Genomic DNA, 19,643 nt, shown 5'->3' with positions numbered 1-19,643 from the left:
GGAAGTCCATCTCGGATCCGAAGGGATTGATCATGAAAACCGGGGAATGTAAATCAGAAAATACTAAAATAACTATCGCTTTGGGATTAAAGCTTGGGATAGTTAATTTTTCTATAAATCACAAAGTTTTACATGATGTGGCAAAGTCGCATTAATATTACTTTTCTTCTAATTTCGACGTCTTCGTGCTCGTCAAATTTTATGCGTGAAGCACAATCGCCGCTTTAAATACGCATAAAAAACCTCCGGTCGAAACCGGAGGCTTTCTATTTTTGATCTGTTGCCCACGCCACTCTGCGGCGCAGGCTTTAAACCAAGGGCGTGCTTTATGGATTTCCTAGAAACCCATGCCGCTCCCCGCACCGCTTTGCGGTGCAGGCTTTTCTACTCATGGGCGTGCTTTATGGATTTCTTAGAAATCCATGCCGCCCATGCCGCCCATACCGCCAGGCATGCCAGCAGGAGCTGCATCCTTCTTAGGCAGTTCAGCAATCATGGCTTCGGTGGTGATCAGGAGGCCAGCAACCGATGCTGCGTTTTGCAGAGCGGTGCGAACAACCTTAACCGGATCAACAACGCCAGCCTTGATCAGGTCACCGAATTCACCATTGGCAGTGTTGTAGCCATAGGTGTCGGAGCCGTTTTCAAGAATCTTGCCAACGATCACGGAAGCTTCTTCACCAGCATTGGTCGTGATCTGACGAGCAGGAGCCTGCAGAGCGCGACGAACTATGTTGATACCAGCTTCCTGGTCAGGGTTTGCACCCTTGGCAGAAATCTGAGTCGAAGCGCGGAGCAGAGCAGTACCACCACCAGCAACGATACCTTCTTCAACCGCAGCGCGGGTTGCATTCAGGGCGTCGTCAACGCGGTCCTTCTTTTCCTTAACTTCGATTTCAGTTGCACCGCCAACACGGATAACTGCAACGCCGCCAGCAAGCTTAGCAAGACGTTCCTGAAGCTTTTCACGGTCGTAGTCAGAAGTGGTTTCTTCAACCTGCTGCTTGATCTGCGAAACGCGCGCGTCGATTTCAGCCTTCTGGCCTGCACCGTCGACGATCGTGGTGTTTTCCTTCGAGATCGAAACTTTCTTCGCACGGCCGAGCATGTCGAGCGTAACGGTTTCGAGCTTGATGCCGAGGTCTTCGGAGATAACCTGACCGCCGGTGAGGATCGCGATGTCTTCGAGCATTGCCTTGCGGCGATCGCCGAAGCCAGGAGCCTTAACAGCAGCAATCTTCAGGCCGCCACGCAGCTTGTTGACAACGAGCGTTGCAAGAGCTTCGCCTTCAACGTCTTCAGCGATGATGACGAGTGGCTTCGAGGTCTGAACAACAGCTTCGAGAACTGGCAGAAGAGCCTGCAGGTTCGAGAGCTTCTTTTCGTGCAGAAGGATATATGCGTCTTCGAGGTCAGCAACCATCTTATCTGGGTTGGTGACGAAGTATGGCGACAGGTAGCCGCGGTCGAACTGCATGCCTTCAACGACTTCGAGTTCGGTTTCAGCGGTCTTGGCCTCTTCAACCGTGATCACGCCTTCGTTGCCGACTTTCTGCATCGCTTCAGCGATCATCTTGCCGATTTCGGCTTCGCCGTTTGCGGAGATCGTGCCAACCTGAGCAACTTCTTCCGAAGTGTTGATCTTCTTGGCCTTGCCGAGAAGGTTTGCAACAACTTCAGTGACTGCGAGGTCGATGCCGCGCTTCAGGTCCATTGGGTTCATGCCGGCAGCAACAGCTTTTGCGCCTTCCTGAACGATAGCCTGACCGAGAACGGTCGCCGTGGTTGTACCGTCACCAGCAGTGTCGTTGGTCTTCGAAGCCACTTCGCGCAGCATCTGTGCGCCCATGTTTTCGAACTTGTCTTCGAGTTCGATTTCCTTGGCAACCGATACACCGTCCTTGGTGATGCGTGGAGCGCCGAAGGACTTGTCGATAACGACGTTACGACCCTTAGGGCCGAGCGTAACCTTAACAGCGTCAGCGAGGATATCGACGCCGCGCAGCATCTTTTCGCGCGCAGTGCGACCGAATTTTACGTCTTTTGCAGCCATTTTACTCTCCTGGGAATTGTCCCGGTCAGATTATGGTGAATTGATTTCTGGTAAGAACGAAACCGTTCTGGGCTGAATTAGCCAACGATATCGAGCCTGAGGCGTTAGCCAACAATACCGAGAATGTCGGATTCTTTCATGATCAGCAGGTCTTCGCCACCGATCTTGACTTCGGTGCCTGACCACTTGCCAAACAGAACCTTGTCGCCAGCCTTAACTTCGAGAGCGATCAGCTTGCCTGCTTCGTCACGAGCGCCAGCGCCAACAGCGACGATTTCGCCTTCCTGTGGCTTTTCTTTAGCGGTGTCCGGGATGATGATCCCGCCAGCGGTCTTAGCTTCCGATTCAACGCGACGAACGACGACGCGGTCATGAAGCGGGCGGAACTTGATATCAGCCATGGTATAACCCTTGGTGTTATAGACGTTGAACCCTGTTAACGGATCAGCTGATCCGCGCTTGTTAGCACTCTACTTGTGTGAGTGCTAACGTGCTACTGAGATAGAAGCGCCCCTATTGTTTGTCAAGGATCGTTGCCGTTTTTTGACAATGCAAAAAATAAATTTTTGCTTCTTACGCGCTGACAGCATGAACGCGATTTGTACGACAGGTGGGGACTATACAGGTGTTTGACAAGGTAGGTCGAAAAATAACGCCATTTATGGGGTTGTCTTCAACAAACGGCTCGGTTGGTTAACGCAATTGATTTATTTGTCAGTTCATTTGGACGCAGAGAGCTTCAAGCCGGGTGACAGATCAGGCTGTGTCTTGTAGAGGGAGCCCACTGTGGATTTTTTTGACGACATTTGGTTTCTGAGCCTACCGGACAATAGGAAGATTGAGGAAAAAGATGAAACTGCCTGAACGCCTTGATGATCTGACGGATGGATATGACGCGATCTTCTGTGATGTCTGGGGTGTGCTGCATAATGGCGAAGTCGCTTTCCCTCAGGCGGTTGCAGCCTTACAGCGTGCACGTGCAAAGGGACTGACCGTTATTCTGGTGACCAATGCACCGCGCCCGTTTCCAAGTGTGATTGCGCAAATGACGCTGCTCGGTGTTCCGGAAGATGCCTATGATCGCGTGGTCACATCTGGCGATGTCACGCGGGATCTCATTACCGAGGGACCACGCAAGATTTTCCATATCGGCAGTGAGCGCGAGCTGGTTATTTATGATGGACTTGATGTCGAGCTGGTAGAAGAGTTTGAAGCATCGGGTGTTGTCTGTACGGGTCTATATGATGATGAGACGGAAACGCCGGACAATTATGCCGAGCTTTTACAGCGTCTGCGTTCGCGTAATCTGCCATTTATCTGTGCCAATCCCGATATTATGGTCGAGCGCGGATCGCGCCTGATCTGGTGTGCTGGCGCCTTGGCGAGAGATTACGGCCAGCTTGGCGGGCGCACACTGATTGCAGGCAAGCCACATCGCCCGATTTATGAAGCGGCTGCGAAGGCGGTTGAAGAAATTCGCGGACAGGCAGTCGACAGGAAGCGCATTCTCGGAATCGGCGATGGTGTGCTGACCGATGTGAAGGGTGCTGCAAATTTCGGCCTTGATGTTCTTTATATTTCCGGTGGGGTACATGCCGCGGATTATGCTGCGGATGGCATTGTCGACTTCGACAAGATGGACGCTTTTCTGAAGAAGCATGGTCATGCGCCCATTGCGTCACTTTACGCTCTTGTTTGATATCAGTTTCGAGAATCTGCTTCGACCATGACAAACCCTGCTTTTCAGCGTCTTTCAGGAACAGATATCCTGCCGCACCATCTGCGTGATTGTGTGGTGGCGATTGGCAATTTTGACGGTGTTCATCGCGGCCACCAGGCCGTGCTTGAGCGTGCGCTGGAACTTGCAAAGCAAAATGCTCTGCCCGCACTGGTGCTCACATTCGAGCCGCATCCGCGCAGCTTCTTCAAGCCAGATGAGCCTGTGGAACGCCTGACCGATGCGGTGGAAAAGGCGGAAATTTTGCGGCTTATGGGTTTTGATGCTGTGGTCGAGCACCCCTTTACCGCAGATTTTGCATCGCTTTCTGCAGAAGATTTCGTGCGCAATATCCTTGTCGAGCGTTTATACGCCAATTGTGTTGTCACTGGATATGACTTCCATTTCGGCAAAGGTCGGCGCGGCACGCCGGAATTTCTGCAACAGGCGGGAGAATCGTCAGGCTTCAGCGTGTCGCTTGTTGATGCCTTCAGCGACGAAGGCGGCTGTCTTGTTTCTTCAACACGCGTTCGTTCGCTTCTCTGTGCAGGAGAAGTCGCGGAGGCTGCTGGTTTGCTTGGCTATCGCTACCGGGTCAGCGGCGAAGTCATTCACGGTCAAAAACTCGGGCGCACACTTGGCTTTCCAACCGCCAATATGACAATTGATGACCATGTCAGCCTCAAACACGGCATCTATGCAGTTCGTTTCCGCAGAGCGGATGGAACATTGCATGATGGTGTCGCAAGTTTTGGCCGTCGCCCGACCGTTGCCAGCGACGGCAAGCCATTGCTGGAGACCTTTGTCTTTGATTTTTCCGGCGATCTGTATGGCGAAGTGGCTGAAGTGTCTTTCTTTGCCTATCTGCGCGGCGAAGTGAAATTTGACGGCCTTGATCCGCTGATCAAGCAGATGAAACATGATGAAGAAGAAGCACGGGCCGTGCTTGCAGGCGCGCAGCCATTGTCTCAACTTGATCGTCTTCTGTCATTCTTGCAGTAAACTTGTTACTATATTAGAAATAGCTACTATATATTCTGTTTTAGATTTAATTTAAATTTTACATATTCCGTTCAAACAGTCTCAAATACCCCTAATTTTTTGGGAACTGTTTATCGGAGTTTCAAGTGACGCGTATTGTTTCCCTTGCCTTTGTTACGGGCGCTGCATTGTTCATAGGTTCTCTGTCGGCCATGGCTGCAGATATGCAGCAGACCGATGTTTATGTGAGTGAGGACGTAAAGCCAGCTCGCAAGTATTTCTGGTCCGGTGACTGGTATCTTAAGGTCGGGGCTGCGGGTTTGATTGCGCCGAAGTTTGAAGGCTCCAACAAATATCGTTTTTCCGCACAGCCACTGGTCTCGCTTGGGCGCCAGGGTGAGGCCGAGCGTTTTTCTTCGCGCAATGACAATGTGTCCTTTGCGCTGATCGACACGGATCGCTTCCGCGCGGGAGGCGTGGGCAAGCTTCTGTTCAAGCGTGATACCGATATTGACGGCATCAAGGAAACCAAGTTTGGCGGTGAAGTCGGTGGTTTCGTTGACGTTTACCCGACCGACTGGCTGCGTTTGCGTGGTGAAGTGCGTCAGGGGATCCGTGCGCATAAGGGCGTTGTTGCCGAGGTTGCCGCAGATGCTTTCTACGATGTGACGCCTGTTGTCCGCGTTTCGGCTGGTCCGCGTGCAACTTTTGCATCCAAGGACTACTTCAAGACCTATTATGGTGTAAGTGCTGAAGAAGCTGTTGCATCAGGTGTTAAGGAATATCGTCCAGGTGGCGGTTGGGAATCTGTTGGCGTTGGTGGTGCCATAACGTGGCGTGCAACTGACAAGATAGATACGAGCCTGTTTGGTGAGTATAGTCGCCTTCAGGGGCCTGCGAAAGATTCGAGCATCGTAAAGCAGCACGGCTCAGCAAACCAGTTTATGGTCGGGATTGCAGCGACTTACCGCTTCGATTTCTCGCTCGACTGAGCAAACAACGCCAATCTGTAAAGTTTTTCAGGGGCAGGGTTGCAAGTTTATTGCGCCCTGCCTCTTTATTCCTGTGAAGGTCATTGCTAAAAGCATGCCCATGATGACGGATTTTCGGCATATTATTGTGGCCATACGAATTATTGGCCCGGCCTTCCTCTAAGCCTTGATGGCGTTGCGCAAAGCGCAGTGCATGGCAGGAAGGTCCGGGAATGACTGGCTATGCCTCGCAGCTTTCAGAGTTTTCAAGCATTTTCACCCGCCATATTGCCGTGCGGGATTACAGGCAAACGATAAAATGACCGACAAGATCGATTATTCCAAAACCCTCAACCTTCCGCAGACCGCGTTTCCGATGCGCGCGGGCCTGCCAGCGCGCGAGCCGCTTCTGGTGCAGCGCTGGGAGGAAATGAACCTTTATAAAAAGTTGCGTGAAGACGCAAAAGACCGGCCGCTTTATGTGCTGCATGATGGTCCTCCATACGCGAACGGCAACATCCATATCGGCCACTCACTCAACAAGATCCTCAAGGATGTGATCACACGCTCGTTCCAGATGCGCGGTTTCAACTCGAATTATGTGCCGGGCTGGGATTGCCATGGCCTGCCGATCGAGTGGAAGATCGAAGAAAAATACCGCGCGCAGGGCAAGAATAAAGACGAGGTTGAGATCAACGAATTCCGCAAGGAATGCCGTGAGTTTGCAAGCCACTGGATCAAGGTTCAGTCGGAAGAGTTTAAGCGCCTTGCAATTTGCGGTGATTTTGAAAACCCATACACGACCATGAACTTCCATGCAGAAGCACGGATTGCAGGCGAACTTTTGAAGTTTGCAGCGTCCGGCCAGCTTTATCGTGGTTCCAAGCCGGTTATGTGGTCGGTTGTCGAACGCACAGCATTGGCTGAGGCTGAAGTCGAATATCACGATATCGAGTCGGATATGATCTGGGTGAAATTCCCGGTTGCCGGTGATGGCGAACTGGCAGGTACTTCCGTTGTTATCTGGACGACAACCCCTTGGACCATTCCGGGAAACCGTGCGGTGGCTTACTCCTCGCGCGTTGCTTACGGTCTGTATGAAGTCATTGCCGCTGAGAATGATTTTGGCCCTCAGCCGGGAGAAAAGCTCATCTTTGCCGATAAGCTTTCTGAAGAATGCGCCAAAAAAGCCAAGCTCGAGTTCAAGCGTCTGCGCGACATCTCGGCTGACGAGCTTGCAAAGAGCGTGCTTTCCCATCCTCTCAAAGGCTTTGGTGGCGGATATGAATTCGTCGTTCCGCTGGTTTCCGGTGATCACGTCACCGACGATGCCGGTACGGGCTTCGTTCACACGGCACCAAGCCATGGTCGCGAAGACTTTGAAGCCTGGATGGACAATGCGCGTGAACTTGAAGCACGCGGCATTGATCCGAGTATCCCGTTCCCGGTCGGCGATGATGGTTATTACACCAAGGATGCGCCGGGCTTTGGCCCGGATCGTGAAGGTGGGGCTGCACGCGTTATCGATGATAACGGCAAGAAGGGTGACGCAAATGAATCCGTCATCAAGCAGCTCATTGCGCGTGACAAGCTGTTTGCACGTGGCCGTCTGAAGCATTCTTATCCGCATTCATGGCGCTCGAAAAAGCCGGTTATCTTCCGCAACACGCCGCAATGGTTCGTCTATATGGACAAGAACCTTGGTGATGGAACCACGCTGCGCTCGCGCTCGCTCAAAGCCATTGAAGAAACGCGCTTTGTGCCTGCTGCCGGTCAGACCCGTTTGCGTGCCATGATCGAAGGCCGCCCGGATTGGGTGCTTTCGCGTCAGCGCGCCTGGGGCGTGCCGATCTGCGTTTTTGCGGATGAAGAAGGCAATATTCTGCAGGATGATGCCGTCAATAAGCGCATTCTTGAGGCTTTTGAAGAAGAAGGCGCTGACGCATGGTTTGCCGAAGGTGCGCGTGAACGCTTCCTGGGTAGTCGCGCACATGAAGGCTGGACGCAGGTTCATGACATTCTCGACGTCTGGTTCGATTCGGGCTCGACGCACACGTTCACGCTGGAAGATCGCCCGGATATGAAGTGGCCGGCCGATGTTTATCTTGAAGGATCGGATCAGCATCGTGGCTGGTTCCACTCGTCGCTGCTGGAAAGCTGCGGAACGCGTGGCCGTGCGCCTTACAATGCGGTTGTCACTCATGGTTTCACCATGGATGAGAACGGCAAGAAGATGTCGAAGTCGCTCGGCAACACCGTGATACCACAGGACGTGATCAAGGATTCGGGCGCGGATATTCTGCGTCTCTGGGTCATGACTACGGACTACTGGGAAGATCAGCGTCTGGGCAAAAACATCATCCAGACCAATATCGACGCTTATCGCAAGCTGCGTAACACCATCCGCTGGATGCTCGGCACCCTTGCCCATGATGAAGGCGAAACGCTGCCGCATGCTGAACTGCCGGAGCTGGAACGTTTGATGCTGCATCGTCTGGCCGAACTCGATGAAGTCGTTCGTTCGGGCTATGATGCGTTTGATTTCAAGCGTATTGCTCGCGCGCTGATCGATTTCATGAATGTCGAACTTTCGGCCTTCTATTTCGATATCCGCAAGGATGCGCTTTATTGCGATGCGCCATCGAGCGCCCGCCGCAAGGCGGCGCTCCAGACGGTGCGCGCGATCTTTGATCGTGTAACCACATGGCTTGCACCCATGCTGCCTTTCACGACCGAAGAAGCATGGCTGGATCGCTATCCGCAGGCGGCTTCAGTGCATCTTGAACAGTTCCGCGCAATTCCGTCTGAATGGCGCGACGATGTGCTGGCAGAAAAGTGGCGCAAGGTTCGCAATGTCCGCCGTGTTGTAACGGGTGCTCTGGAGCTTGAACGCGCCGACAAGCGCATCGGTTCTTCGCTGGAAGCAGCCCCTGTTGTCTATATCGCAGATAAGAGCCTTGCCGATTCGCTTGAAGGTCTGGATTTTGCTGAGATTTGCATCACCAGTGGTATCGAGGTTAGCGATGCTGTAGCCCCTGCTGAAGCCTTCGTGCTTGATGACGTTAAGGGGGTTGCTGTTGTTCCGGTTCGTGCGCAAGGCGAGAAATGTGCCCGGTCATGGCGTTACACCACCGATGTCGGCTCCGACCCGGAATTCCCGGACGTCTCGGCACGCGATGCGGCTGCACTGCATGAATTGAAGGCTTTGGGTAAGCTTTCCGTATAACAACCAATGAAAGCCCGGTTGCGGTTGCATCCGGGCTTTTTTCGCCCAAGGGGTTGCTTTATAAATTGAGCGTATGGTGAAATAGCGGTTAATATCGCGATTGCCCGTAGAGACGCTCTCATGTACAAGGCTCTCCTTGAGATAAACTTGCAATCTGCCTTGGAGTTGCCGGTTTCTTGCGGCAAGGGTATTAAAGAAGCCTTTGGCAACAGAAAATCGACAGGCGTAAAAGAAGTGGCGCTAATGAAGATTGAAGGACGAGTTCTGGTATTGATGACGGCAGTTGCGGGGCTCGCGCTGTCCGGTTGTGTGTCGTCGCCGACCTACGGAACCGACAAGACCGCTGGTGCGCAGCTGCTTGACGATATGTCGAACATGGCAAGCTTCGGTCAGGGCAAGAATAAAGAGCGTATCAATTATAAGCCGCGCCCTGATCTTGTACGTCCTGCACAGGGCGATAAGGGCATTTTGCCTGCACCGCAGGAAAGTGTCGCAAGCGCAAGCGATCCTGCCTGGCCGGAATCGCCGGAAGAGCGCCGCAAGCGTTTGCGTGATGAGATTACTGCAAATCGCGACAGCCCGAACTTTGTTTCTCCAATTGATCAGGATGTTGCAGTTGCGGACAATGCGAGAATGCTTCCGCGCGGCAACAGCCGCCGCGAAGAATACGAAACGCGCACGCCAACAGCAGATCCGGCACGTATTGCCGAGCTGAAAAAAGCGCGTGAGCAGCAGTCACAAGGGTCTTCTACAACGCGTAAATATTTGAGTGAACCGCCTTTGGGTTATCGCCAGCCTGCGGCAACAGCTGCCGCCGGTGAGTTGGGGCAGGATGAGGCCCAGAAAGAGCGTGAACGCAAAAAAGCCGCCAGTGGCGGCGGCAAGAGTTGGCGCGATATTCTGCCTTGGAATTGATTATCTGATACATGTTTAAATGGTTCATCAGCTGAAAGATTATTCTTTCAGCTGATTTTTTTAGGCGCGCATGACTTTAGCATATGTCGAGCAGAAGTGCGAAGCGGATTTGCGTGAGATAATGTGTGAAAACAAATAGATAGAGCATTCTCGATGATTTGATTAAAACAGAAAGTGCTCTAAGATTATGCTTCAAAGCAAAGACCTCAGAGGCCGGTCTGACTTAAGCAGATATAAATACCGTTTGATGGGCGCTGCAAAATATTAAATATTTTTAATTTTGGTTATTTTGAACAATGTGTGATTTCAATCAAAGTGAAGTTATTGGCTATTCGTTATTATATTATTTTTTAAATTAAGGTATCTATTGTGAACAAAAACAATCCTTTTTTAGACGGCTCCGATGGTTATGGGGCGGTCAGCCGATCTTTGCACTGGTTGATGGTTGTACTGTTTGTTTGGCAATTCATCACAACAATCCTTCGCTTTTTTGCTAAAGACACAGCAATTTATAATTTGATATGGCCAACACATTTTCAGGTTGGCTTTGCGTTGTTTTTGCTGGTTTTGATCAGAGGCGTGTGGGGATTGCTGAATTTATCAAGGCGCCCGCATAAGTCTGGTGTTTTGGGCAAGCTGGCGGGTCTTGGTCATCTGGTTATTTATGGGCTGATGTTTGTCGTGCCTGCGGTTGCAGTCCTGCGCAGCTATGGTAATGGCCGTGGCTTCTCGTTTCTTGGGATTCAGATTTTTGAACGCACGGGAGTGCCGAATACTCTGCTGACCGCGCCTGCCATTGCAGTTCATGGCCTTCTTGGCTGGTTACTCCTGGCGGCCATTGTTGGCCATGTGCTGATGGTGTTTGTGCATCATTTTGCAATGCGGGATAACACATTGGAGCTTATGACCGGGCGCCGTGTGGCCCGAGAGGCCAAATGATTACCGCTTCTCGCGGAAAAAATCCCTGAGTATCTTCTGCGCTTTCTCTTCGGAAAAGCCTGTGTAAATTTCTGGAACATGATGGCATGTGGGCTGCGTGTAAAAGCGCGGCCCAGATTCCACGCCGCCGCCCTTAGGGTCGGCTGCGCCATAATAAAGGCGGCGGATACGGGCAAATGAGATTGCAGCCGCGCACATTGCGCAAGGCTCAAGCGTTACATAAAGATCGCAATCGATCAGCCTCTCAGATTTGAGCGCCTCGCCCGCAATGCGTATTGCAAGGACCTCTGCATGCGCTGTCACATCATTTAATTCCCGTGTCCGGTTGCCCGTGCGCGCGATGATTTTTCCTTCATATACAACAACTGCGCCAATCGGCACCTCGCCGCGAAGGGCCGCAGATTTCGCTTCCTCAAGCGCAATATCCATCGGTGTTGCTAGTTTGGGTGGTGAAATATCTGCAACCTTTTTCAAGCCAACCTCATTTCGTGGCAAAGAGCGGGAAATTTTGCTCGCAAGCCATTGAGCGATTTGTTACTGCATAAGTCACGAAATCAAAACCGATTTGCAAACGGATTTATACAGCGTTTTTGACCGTATGGTTCTGGATGGCCCTAAAAAGGCGACAGAGGACAAGGCAACGCTGCTGAGAGGCCAATACCAGATGAGCACTGAAGACGACAATAAGGGCGGTCGACGTCCTCCATTCGGACGCGGCGAAGGTCGCGGAGAGCGTCCGCGTAACGACCGGCCTCGCGAAGGTAAGCCGCGCGAAGACAGGCCGCGTCGCGAAGACGATCGTGGTGCGCCGCGCACGTTTGGATCGCGCGCCCCGCAGGAAGGCGAAGATACCAGCGAGCGTATCGCCAAGCGTCTGGCACGTGCGGGCATTGCGTCGCGCCGCGAAGCCGAGACGATGATTGCGGCAGGCCGCATTTCTGTGAATGGTAAGGTGCTAGACAGCCCGGCTGTGAACGTGAAGCGCAGCGATGTCATCACCGTTGACGGCAAACAGCTTAAGCAGGCCGAGCGCACTCGTCTCTGGCTGTACCATAAACCAGCAGGTCTTGTGACGACCAATCGCGATCCTGAAGGTCGCCCGACCGTGTTTGAAGCGCTGCCTGCGGAAATGCCGCGTGTGCTCTCGGTCGGACGTCTGGACATCAATACGGAAGGTCTGCTGCTGCTTACCAATGATGGTGGGCTGTCGCGCGTTCTTGAACTGCCTTCCACCGGCTGGCTGCGCCGTTATCGCGTGCGCGCCCATGGCAAGGTAACACAGGCGCAGCTTGATGAGCTGAAAAACGGTATTGCCGTTGATGGCGTCTTTTATGGCAGCATTGAAGCGACGCTTGAGCGCGAACAGGGTTCGAATGTCTGGATTTCGATCGGTTTGCGCGAGGGCAAGAACCGCGAAGTTAAGAACATTCTTGGTGCACTTGGTCTGACCGTTGGTCGTCTGATCCGCGTCTCATTTGGTCCATTCCAGCTGGGCGATCTGGAAGAAGGCGGCGTGCGCGAAATTCGCGGTCGCATTCTGCGTGACCAGCTTGGTGAAAAGCTGGTCGAGGAATCGGGGGCTGATTTCGATGCCCCCATTCTCAACGAGTTCTCCAACACGGTTGTTCAGGGACGAACCGCGCGTGAAATGGAACAGCGTGAGCCGGAAGAAGAGCGTCGGCGCGCGCCACGGGAGCGCGAATGGATTTCGAGCCAGCCGGAACGTCGCAAGCAGAAAGAAACGAAAGAAGACAGGGTTGAGCCGCGCCGTCGTGGCAATTCCAATGTCTGGATGGCGTCAGGCGCGCGCCCACAGGGTGAAAAGGCTGCTGCAATCAAGGCCGCTCGTGCCGAGAGCCGTGGTGCGCGCGCAAGCCGCTCCGATGGTGATCCGCGCCGTTCTGAAGGGCGCTTTGACAAGCAGGGCTCTCGCCCTGAAGGTCGTTCGGAAGGACGTCCTGCGCATCGCGGTCCGCGCCCGGAGGGAGATTTCCCGTCCCGTCCACGACGCTTTGGTGATGGTGAACAACGCCGTGATGAGGGGCGTGAAGAGCGTCCTCGGCGCGCCGAGGGCCGTTTTGAACCGCGTGCACCACGGCCCGAAGGACGCGACGATCGCAAGCAAGAGCGTCGTCCCGGCAAGCGTGAGCGCGCTGAACTAAAGGGTGAGGGCGGCGAAAGATCATCGGGCGGCTATGAAGGCCGGAGCTTTGGTAAGCCATCCGGGCCACGTGGCAGCGGTCCGCGCTCCAGTGAAGGCCGCGGCCCGTCGAAGGGGCCGGGCGGCTTTGGCAAGGGGCCGGATCGTGGTGGCTCAGGCGGCAAGCCAGGCAATGGCCGGTCCGGCGATGGAAAGCCACGCGGTGGCAAGCCAGGGGGTAGTGGTGCGGATCGTCGGCGGTAAATTCCGCGGGCGCACGCTCGTAATACCTGCAACAAATGCGATCCGTCCGACAACGGATCGCACACGTGAAAGCCTGTTCAACATTCTCGCGCATAGTTTTCCTGACAAAGTGGACGGCGGGCGTGTCCTTGACCTTTTTGCAGGCACAGGCGCGCTCGGTCTTGAAGCGCTGTCGCGCGGTGCACGCTATGCGGTTTTCGTCGAGGAATCGGCAGAAGGACGCGGTCTTCTTCGCCAGAACATTGAAACATTTGGACTTCAGGGGCAGACCAAAGTTTTGCGTCGTGATGCCTGCAAGCTCGGCGAGGCAGGAACAATGGAGCCTTTTGATCTGGTTTTTGCCGATCCGCCTTATGGACGTCGGATGGGTGAAAAAGCACTTTTGTCTGCACTTGAAGGCAATTGGCTTAATCCTGACGCACTTCTCGTGCTTGAAGAGGATGCAGAAGCATCGCTTGAACTGGATGAACGATTCGTCGTGCATGAAGAGCGGAATTATGGTGGCACCATCATTCGCCTCATCCAGCTGAAGTAAAGCTAATGACTTACCGGAACCGGAAAACCGGGTCCGGGGGTAATATTTGATTTTATATTAAGCCATTTCACTCAGGATCTGGGTGAAATGTAAACTGATTGGAGATGTCGCTTGGTGCATAACCCCTCACTCCGGCGCTTATTGTTGTCTACGGCACTTGGTTTTGCACTGGTGTTGCCGCTGGCATCTGGTTCCGTACAGGCGCAAACGGCAGCTCCGGCTGCAACGACCGAGGCCGCAGCGTCGCTGTCGCCTCAAAAGCTTCCTGAAATAAAGCAATCCGAAGGTATCAGCAGCTTCACCCTTGAAAACGGGTTGCAAGTCGTCGTTATCCCGGATCACCGCGCGCCTGTCGTGACGCAGATGATCTGGTATCATGTGGGTTCGGCTGATGAAGCTGCGGGTAAATCCGGGATTGCGCATTTTCTTGAACATTTGATGTTCAAGGGCACCAAGACCTACCCGGCAGGCGAATTTTCGGCAAAAGTCGCGGCCATTGGTGGTCAGGAAAATGCCTTCACCTCTTATGATTACACGGCGTATTTCCAGCGAGTGACGCCCGACGCGCTTGAGATGGTGATGGGGTATGAATCGGACCGGATGGCCAATCTGGTGCTTAATGAAGAGGCGGTTAAGACAGAACGCGATGTTATCCTCGAAGAACGCAGTATGCGGGTGGATTCCAATCCCGCAGCGATGTTGATGGAAAACACCGACGCTACGCTTTTTTATAATCATCCTTATCGCGTGCCGGTAATCGGCTGGCGGCAGGAAATGGAAAAGCTCAGCCTCAAAGACGCGATCGATTTTTATCAGCAATATTACACGCCAAACAACGCCACGCTGGTGATCGCTGGCGATGTGACGCCTGAGCGCGTGCGTGATCTTGTCATGAAAACCTGGGCAAAAATCCCGAAGCGAGCTGAGGTCCTGCCGCGTGACCGTCCGCAGGAGCCGGTAAAACATGCGGCGCGGATTGTGACCTTGCATGATGAACGCGTCAGCACCCCATCGTTCCGCATTTCCTGGCTTGTACCATCTTACGCCAATGAAAAGCGCTTTCCCAATGTAAAGAAGGGCGATGCACCTGCACTTGACCTTTTGGGAGAGATTCTGGGCGGATCGCTGCGCTCGCGCCTTTATCAGGAACTGATCGTCAAGCAGGGCATCGCGTCCAATACCGGCGCGAGCTATGACGGGGATGCGCTGGATGACGGCACGTTCTCGGTTTACGGCTCTCCACAAACTGGCAAGACATTGGCGGAAGTGGAAAAGGCTGTTGATGCGCAGGTTGCACGCATTATCAAAGATGGTGTGACGCAAGAAGAACTCGATCAGGCGCGCAACCGTTTTCTCAAGGCCGTGATTTTTGCGCGGGACAGCCAGTCTGGTATGGCGCGAATTTACGGTTCAGCATTGTCTGTTGGTCAGAACATTGAAGATATTCAGAAATGGCCAGACCTGATCAAATCTGTAACGGTTGAGCAGATCAGGGACGCGGCAAGCCGTTATCTTGTGAAGGACCAGTCGGTGACGAGCTATCTGTTGCCGCCCGATACGGAGCCGGAAAATGCAAGTGAAAATTCCAATGCAGCGGCGGGCAATGCAGGAGTGAATGGCGCAGAAGGAGCAATCCAGTGAGTAATGTTGTTGTTTTGAGCATTCTGCGGACGAAAAATGCCATTGCCGCCGTTGTAACCTCGATGTTGTTGCTGGCCGCTCTGAGCCTTCCGGCCAATGCAATTGAAATACAGGAAGTCGTTTCGCCCAAAGGCATCAAAGCCTGGCTGGTGCAAGATAATTCCGTGCCGCTTGTTTCGATGCGGTTTTCATTCAAGGGGGGGACATCGCAGGATCCGGGTGGCAAGGAAGGTCTTGCCAACCTGATGACGGGCCTCTTCGATGAAGGTGCTGGCGATCTTGATGCCGATAGCTTTCAGGAACGCATCGATAATCTCGGCGCGGAGATGAGCTTTTCGGCGTCGCTTGATTCTGTTGCAGGCAGCATTCGGATGCTTTCTGAAAACCGCGATGCTGTCGCTGACCTTCTCGCTCTTGCTGTTAATAAGCCGCGCTTTGATCAGGATGCGATTGATCGCATTCGCCAGCAGGTTGTTGCCGGCCTTGAAGCGTCACAGCGCAATCCTTCAACGATCGCTTCGCGCAAATTTTCTGAAGTCCTCTATGGCAAGCATCCTTACGGTCGCCCTGATGATGGTACGGTCAAGTCGCTGCAATCGATTACCCGGGATGACCTTATCAATTTTCACCGCAAGAATTTTGCACGGGATCACCTGACAATTGGTGTTGTCGGCTCGATCACCCCGAAGGATCTGGGCGAAATGCTCGACAAGGTGTTTGGTGATCTGCCCGCAAATGCAGAGCTTGTGCCTGTGCCGGATGCGAAGCTCGCGCTTGGTACGACGACGAGCTTGAGCTTTGATATGCCGCAGACATCGATCAGCCTTGTCTATCCGGCTGTGCCGCGCAAGGACGACGAGTTTTTTGCCTCTTACCTGATGAACCATATTCTGGGTGGTGGTTTTACCTCGCGTCTTTATGCAGAAGTGCGTGAAAAGCGTGGGCTTGCCTATTCAGTATCCTCGTCCATGGCGCTGCGTGATCACGTCTCGGCTTTGACGATTTCGACGGCCACGCGCCCTGACAAGTCTCAGGAAGCACTCAAGATTATTCGCGAGCAGGTGGCGAAAATGGCCAATGAAGGCCCGACGGAGGCAGAACTTGCCGCTGCCAAGAGCTATCTTAAAGGCTCATATGCGGTGAATAATCTGGACTCGTCTGTGTCGATTGCTGACACGCTCGTTGGCCTTCAGGAAGCAGAGCTTGATCGGGATTATATTGATAAACGCGCCGAACTGATCGATGCGGTTACGCTTGATCAGGTAAAAGCTATTGCCAAAAAGCTTCTGGAAGCAGAACCTGCAATTTTGGTTTATGGGCCGGCACAGTCTTAAGTTGGTACAGTCCTAGATCATTTCCAATGTTTCAATCAAAACAGGAAATGCTCTATCTGTTTGTTTTCACGCATTCTCCCATGCAGAACTGCCTCGCATTTTTGCTGGAAATGCTCTAACTGCAGAAAGAACAGCATGGATACCACCGTGCCATCAACACCGCGTATCGCCGTCGCCTTTGGCGGCGGTGGCGCGCGTGGAATTACCCATATCCACATTATCGAAGTTCTTGACGAGCTTGGCATCAAGCCTGTGGCCATTGCCGGTTCGTCCATCGGCTCGATTGTCGGTGCTGGTATGGCCAATGGCATGAGCGGCAAGGAAATTCACGACTATATGGCAGCGATTTTCAATCGCCGTTCGGAGGTCGCGCGTCGTATGTGGCAGGCGCGCCCTGAACGCTGGGTCGAGCTGCTCAAGGGTGGTTTTCGCGTCAGCCAGTTTAACATTGAAAAAATACTCGACGTCTTTCTCCCTGCGGCGTTGCCGGAAAATGTCGAAGATCTGAAAATTCCGATGAGTATTACAGCATCGGATTTTCATGCGGCCACCGAAATCAACATTCAAAGCGGTGATTTGCGCTCGGCGATTGCTGCTTCCTGCGCCATTCCGCCGGTGTTCAGGCCGGTGCGGCGCGATGGTCGAATTCTGGTGGACGGTGGATTGCTCAATCCTGTTCCGTTCGATTTGCTCTTCGATAAGGCTGATATTGTGATTGGCATAGATGTTGTCGGAGCGCCTGTGGGCCCAGACGATTATATGCCGACGACCATTGAAGCGGTGATGGGTGCCAACCAACTCACCATGTGCTCGATTATAGAAAACAAGTTCCGCAATCGTCCGCCGCACATCTTCCTTCGCCCGAATGTTGAGCGGATAGGTCTGCTCGATTTCCTGAAGTTCGAGCAGATATTGTCACAAAGCGCCGATATACGCGAAGAGTTGAAGCGCGCACTTGATACGGTGCTCAGTGGAAAGCCAGTGGCGGCGTCTGCATCTTAAATTATTCAGCTGCGAGCGAGTTCGCAGGCGCGCCCTCATCGATCTGTGCAACAACATCCATATCGCTGCCCGCCTTGTCGATGCGCTGGCCTTCGCGTGCAGGTTTGACAAGAGGTTCTGGCGTAACCGGCTTGTTGAACAGCAGATACCGGCCTGCCATGATTCCTTCAGATGCCTGCACATGGAGGCGGTCTTCGTCGCGCTGGCGTACATCTTCACGGATTTGATAGGCGATTGTTTCCGTTATTCCCAGACCTTCAAGGGTTCGTTGACCGAACAACAGACCAGACTCGAAGGTTTCGCGCAGTTCATATTCCACACCCTGCCCACGCAGTTGCAGCGTGTGTTCACGGTCATAGGAACGAACAAACAGGCGCACATCGGGATATTCCGACTGAATCATATTAACGATGCGGTTGGTGATTTCCTTCTTATGCGTGCAGACGGCGACGATTTTCGCTTTGCGAATGCCTGCCGCTTCCAGCACGTCCTTGCGGGTGCCATCGCCAAAATAAATACGGAAGCCGAATTTTCCAGCAGCACGCACGCGGTTGGGTGAATTGTCGATCACCGTCACATCGATGCCGCCTGCAAGCAGGATCTGCGCTGAGATCTGTCCGTAACGCGAAAAGCCGATCATCAGCACATCTGCGCCCGCACCTTCAAAGTTTTCTTCGATGACGTCTTCTGTCTTGTCTTTGATCAGCAGTTTTGTGCCTATGGCGACAGAAAGCGGTGTTAGTGCCATCGAAACAGTGACGGCGGCCACCAGTTCAGAACTGAGCGCGTTCGAAATGACGGCAGCCGCAGCCGCAGCCGAAAACAGCACGAAAGCGAATTCGCCGCCCTGTGGCAACAGGAATGCGATGCGTATCGCATCGTTGTGGTTTGAGCGGAAGATACGGCACAGAATATAGATAATGGCCGCTTTGACGATCATGAAGATCGGAACCGCGATCAGGATTGTCTGCCAATATTGCAGGATAACGGTGAGGTTAAGCGAAAGGCCGACGGCCACGAAGAACAGCCCGAGGAATATTCCGCGAAAGGGTTCGATATCGGCTTCCAGCTCGTGGCGATAGGAGGATTCGGCCAGCAGAACGCCAGCAATGAAAGCACCCATCGCCATGGACAGCCCTGCGGCCTGCAACAGACTTGCCGATCCCAGCACAACGAAAAGGGCTGCTGCAATCATGACTTCGCGCGCGCCCGTATTGGCAATGATGCGGAACATCGGATTGATCAGATAGCGACCGGCAATCACCAGCGCTGCAATGGCTGCGATGGCCGTTATGAGATGAAAGCCAGCGCTTGCTTGTGAAGGTTCATTGGGAGAGAGTGCCGGGATAATCGCAAGGATCGGCACGATTGCGAGATCCTGAAACAACAGGATCGCAAAAGCGCGCTGGCCGTGCTTCTGGTTGGTCTCCGCTCTGTCTTCCAGCACCTGCATGGCGAAGGCTGTTGAAGACAATGCGAGGCCGAAGCCGATGATGATCGCAGCTTCTGTGTTCAGATCGGCGAGATAAACGCCAAGCGCTGCCAATGCCGAGCCAGTCAGGATCACCTGCGCGGCGCCGAGGCCAAAAATGGCATGGCGCAATGCCCATAGCCGGGACGGTTTGAGTTCAAGCCCGATAATAAAGAGCAGGAACACGACGCCGAGTTCGGAAAAATGCAGAAAATCTTCACCGTCCGCGATGAGACGCGCTATCGGACCAATAACAATACCGGCGGCGAGATAACCCAGAACCGTGCCCAAGCCAAGTCGCTTGAACAAAGGCGCTGCGATGATCGCGCCACCCAGAATTACCAGGGCCTGTAAGTAGAGACTTCCGCCAGTTGCGACCATGTTATGCTCTTGGAATTTGAAGAATGTGGCGGCCTTGCCTTGAAGCCCCCGGATTTCGGCAATATAGAAGCAA

General features: G+C 53.4%; 15 protein-coding genes. 11 read left to right on the top strand and 4 right to left on the bottom strand.

What is annotated here, in order from left to right; all coding sequences use genetic code 11:
* Nucleotides 1-412 precede the first annotated feature (412 nt).
* Nucleotides 413-2,053 (bottom strand): chaperonin GroEL, encoded by a 1,641-nt coding sequence (gene groL, locus VBH83_RS08675; RefSeq protein WP_265986118.1) that lies wholly within the window; start codon nucleotides 2,051-2,053, stop codon nucleotides 413-415.
* A gap of 104 nt (nucleotides 2,054-2,157) precedes the next feature.
* Nucleotides 2,158-2,454 carry a co-chaperone GroES gene (gene groES, locus VBH83_RS08670; protein WP_006472506.1) on the bottom strand — a complete coding sequence of 99 codons (297 nt, stop codon included), beginning with the start codon at nucleotides 2,452-2,454 and terminating at the stop codon, nucleotides 2,158-2,160.
* A gap of 449 nt (nucleotides 2,455-2,903) precedes the next feature.
* Here groES and VBH83_RS08665 point away from each other — a divergent pair, with 449 nt between their 5' ends.
* The 6 genes from VBH83_RS08665 (at nucleotide 2,904) to VBH83_RS08640 (ending at nucleotide 10,802) form a co-directional block, all read left to right on the top strand.
* Complete coding sequence (locus tag VBH83_RS08665; protein WP_265986119.1) at nucleotides 2,904-3,752, top strand: TIGR01459 family HAD-type hydrolase; 849 nt, start codon at nucleotides 2,904-2,906, stop codon at nucleotides 3,750-3,752.
* Between the two features lie 27 nt (nucleotides 3,753-3,779).
* A complete protein-coding gene (locus VBH83_RS08660) occupies nucleotides 3,780-4,772 on the top strand; it encodes a bifunctional riboflavin kinase/FAD synthetase (protein ID WP_265986120.1) in 993 nt (330 codons plus the stop codon).
* 203 nt (nucleotides 4,773-4,975) lie between these two features.
* A complete protein-coding gene (locus VBH83_RS08655) occupies nucleotides 4,976-5,743 on the top strand; it encodes a MipA/OmpV family protein (protein ID WP_396997312.1) in 768 nt (255 codons plus the stop codon).
* A gap of 298 nt (nucleotides 5,744-6,041) precedes the next feature.
* Nucleotides 6,042-8,948, top strand: a complete 2,907-nt coding sequence (gene ileS, locus VBH83_RS08650) for an isoleucine--tRNA ligase (RefSeq protein ID WP_265986122.1) — start codon at nucleotides 6,042-6,044, stop codon at nucleotides 8,946-8,948.
* 243 nt (nucleotides 8,949-9,191) lie between these two features.
* Nucleotides 9,192-9,863, top strand: coding sequence for a hypothetical protein (locus VBH83_RS08645; RefSeq protein WP_265986148.1), 672 nt, complete (start codon nucleotides 9,192-9,194; stop codon nucleotides 9,861-9,863).
* 369 nt (nucleotides 9,864-10,232) lie between these two features.
* Nucleotides 10,233-10,802, top strand: a complete 570-nt coding sequence (locus tag VBH83_RS08640) for a cytochrome b (protein ID WP_265986123.1) — start codon at nucleotides 10,233-10,235, stop codon at nucleotides 10,800-10,802.
* Here the strand turns inward: VBH83_RS08640 and VBH83_RS08635 are convergent, their stop codons facing one another.
* A complete protein-coding gene (locus VBH83_RS08635) occupies nucleotides 10,803-11,231 on the bottom strand; it encodes a nucleoside deaminase (RefSeq protein ID WP_396997310.1) in 429 nt (142 codons plus the stop codon).
* Between the two features lie 235 nt (nucleotides 11,232-11,466).
* On the opposite strand from VBH83_RS08635, the gene VBH83_RS08630 reads away from it, so the two are divergent.
* The 5 genes from VBH83_RS08630 (at nucleotide 11,467) to VBH83_RS08610 (ending at nucleotide 17,718) form a co-directional block, all read left to right on the top strand.
* Nucleotides 11,467-13,206, top strand: coding sequence for a pseudouridine synthase (locus VBH83_RS08630; protein WP_265986125.1), 1,740 nt, complete (start codon nucleotides 11,467-11,469; stop codon nucleotides 13,204-13,206).
* A complete protein-coding gene (rsmD, locus tag VBH83_RS08625) occupies nucleotides 13,151-13,741 on the top strand; it encodes a 16S rRNA (guanine(966)-N(2))-methyltransferase RsmD (RefSeq protein WP_396997308.1) in 591 nt (196 codons plus the stop codon). Before VBH83_RS08630 ends, rsmD begins: the two co-directional genes overlap by 56 nt.
* 114 nt (nucleotides 13,742-13,855) lie before the next feature.
* Nucleotides 13,856-15,382, top strand: coding sequence for a pitrilysin family protein (locus VBH83_RS08620; RefSeq protein ID WP_265986150.1), 1,527 nt, complete (start codon nucleotides 13,856-13,858; stop codon nucleotides 15,380-15,382).
* A 62-nt stretch (nucleotides 15,383-15,444) separates the two neighbouring features.
* Nucleotides 15,445-16,716 (top strand): M16 family metallopeptidase, encoded by a 1,272-nt coding sequence (locus VBH83_RS08615; RefSeq protein WP_396997306.1) that lies wholly within the window; start codon nucleotides 15,445-15,447, stop codon nucleotides 16,714-16,716.
* A 135-nt stretch (nucleotides 16,717-16,851) separates the two neighbouring features.
* Complete coding sequence (locus tag VBH83_RS08610; RefSeq protein WP_265986126.1) at nucleotides 16,852-17,718, top strand: patatin-like phospholipase family protein; 867 nt, start codon at nucleotides 16,852-16,854, stop codon at nucleotides 17,716-17,718.
* Between the two features lies 1 nt (nucleotide 17,719).
* Here the strand turns inward: VBH83_RS08610 and VBH83_RS08605 are convergent, their stop codons facing one another.
* Nucleotides 17,720-19,570, bottom strand: coding sequence for a monovalent cation:proton antiporter-2 (CPA2) family protein (locus VBH83_RS08605; protein WP_265986127.1), 1,851 nt, complete (start codon nucleotides 19,568-19,570; stop codon nucleotides 17,720-17,722).
* Between the last annotated feature and the right edge of the window lie 73 nt (nucleotides 19,571-19,643).

The sequence above is a fragment of the Ochrobactrum sp. S1502_03 genome, assembly GCF_044435015.1.
GTDB classification, from domain to species: Bacteria; Pseudomonadota; Alphaproteobacteria; order Rhizobiales; family Rhizobiaceae; genus Brucella; species Brucella chromiisoli.
Note: the sequence above shows the minus strand (reverse complement) of the source record. Positions and strands in the feature narration are given on the sequence as shown.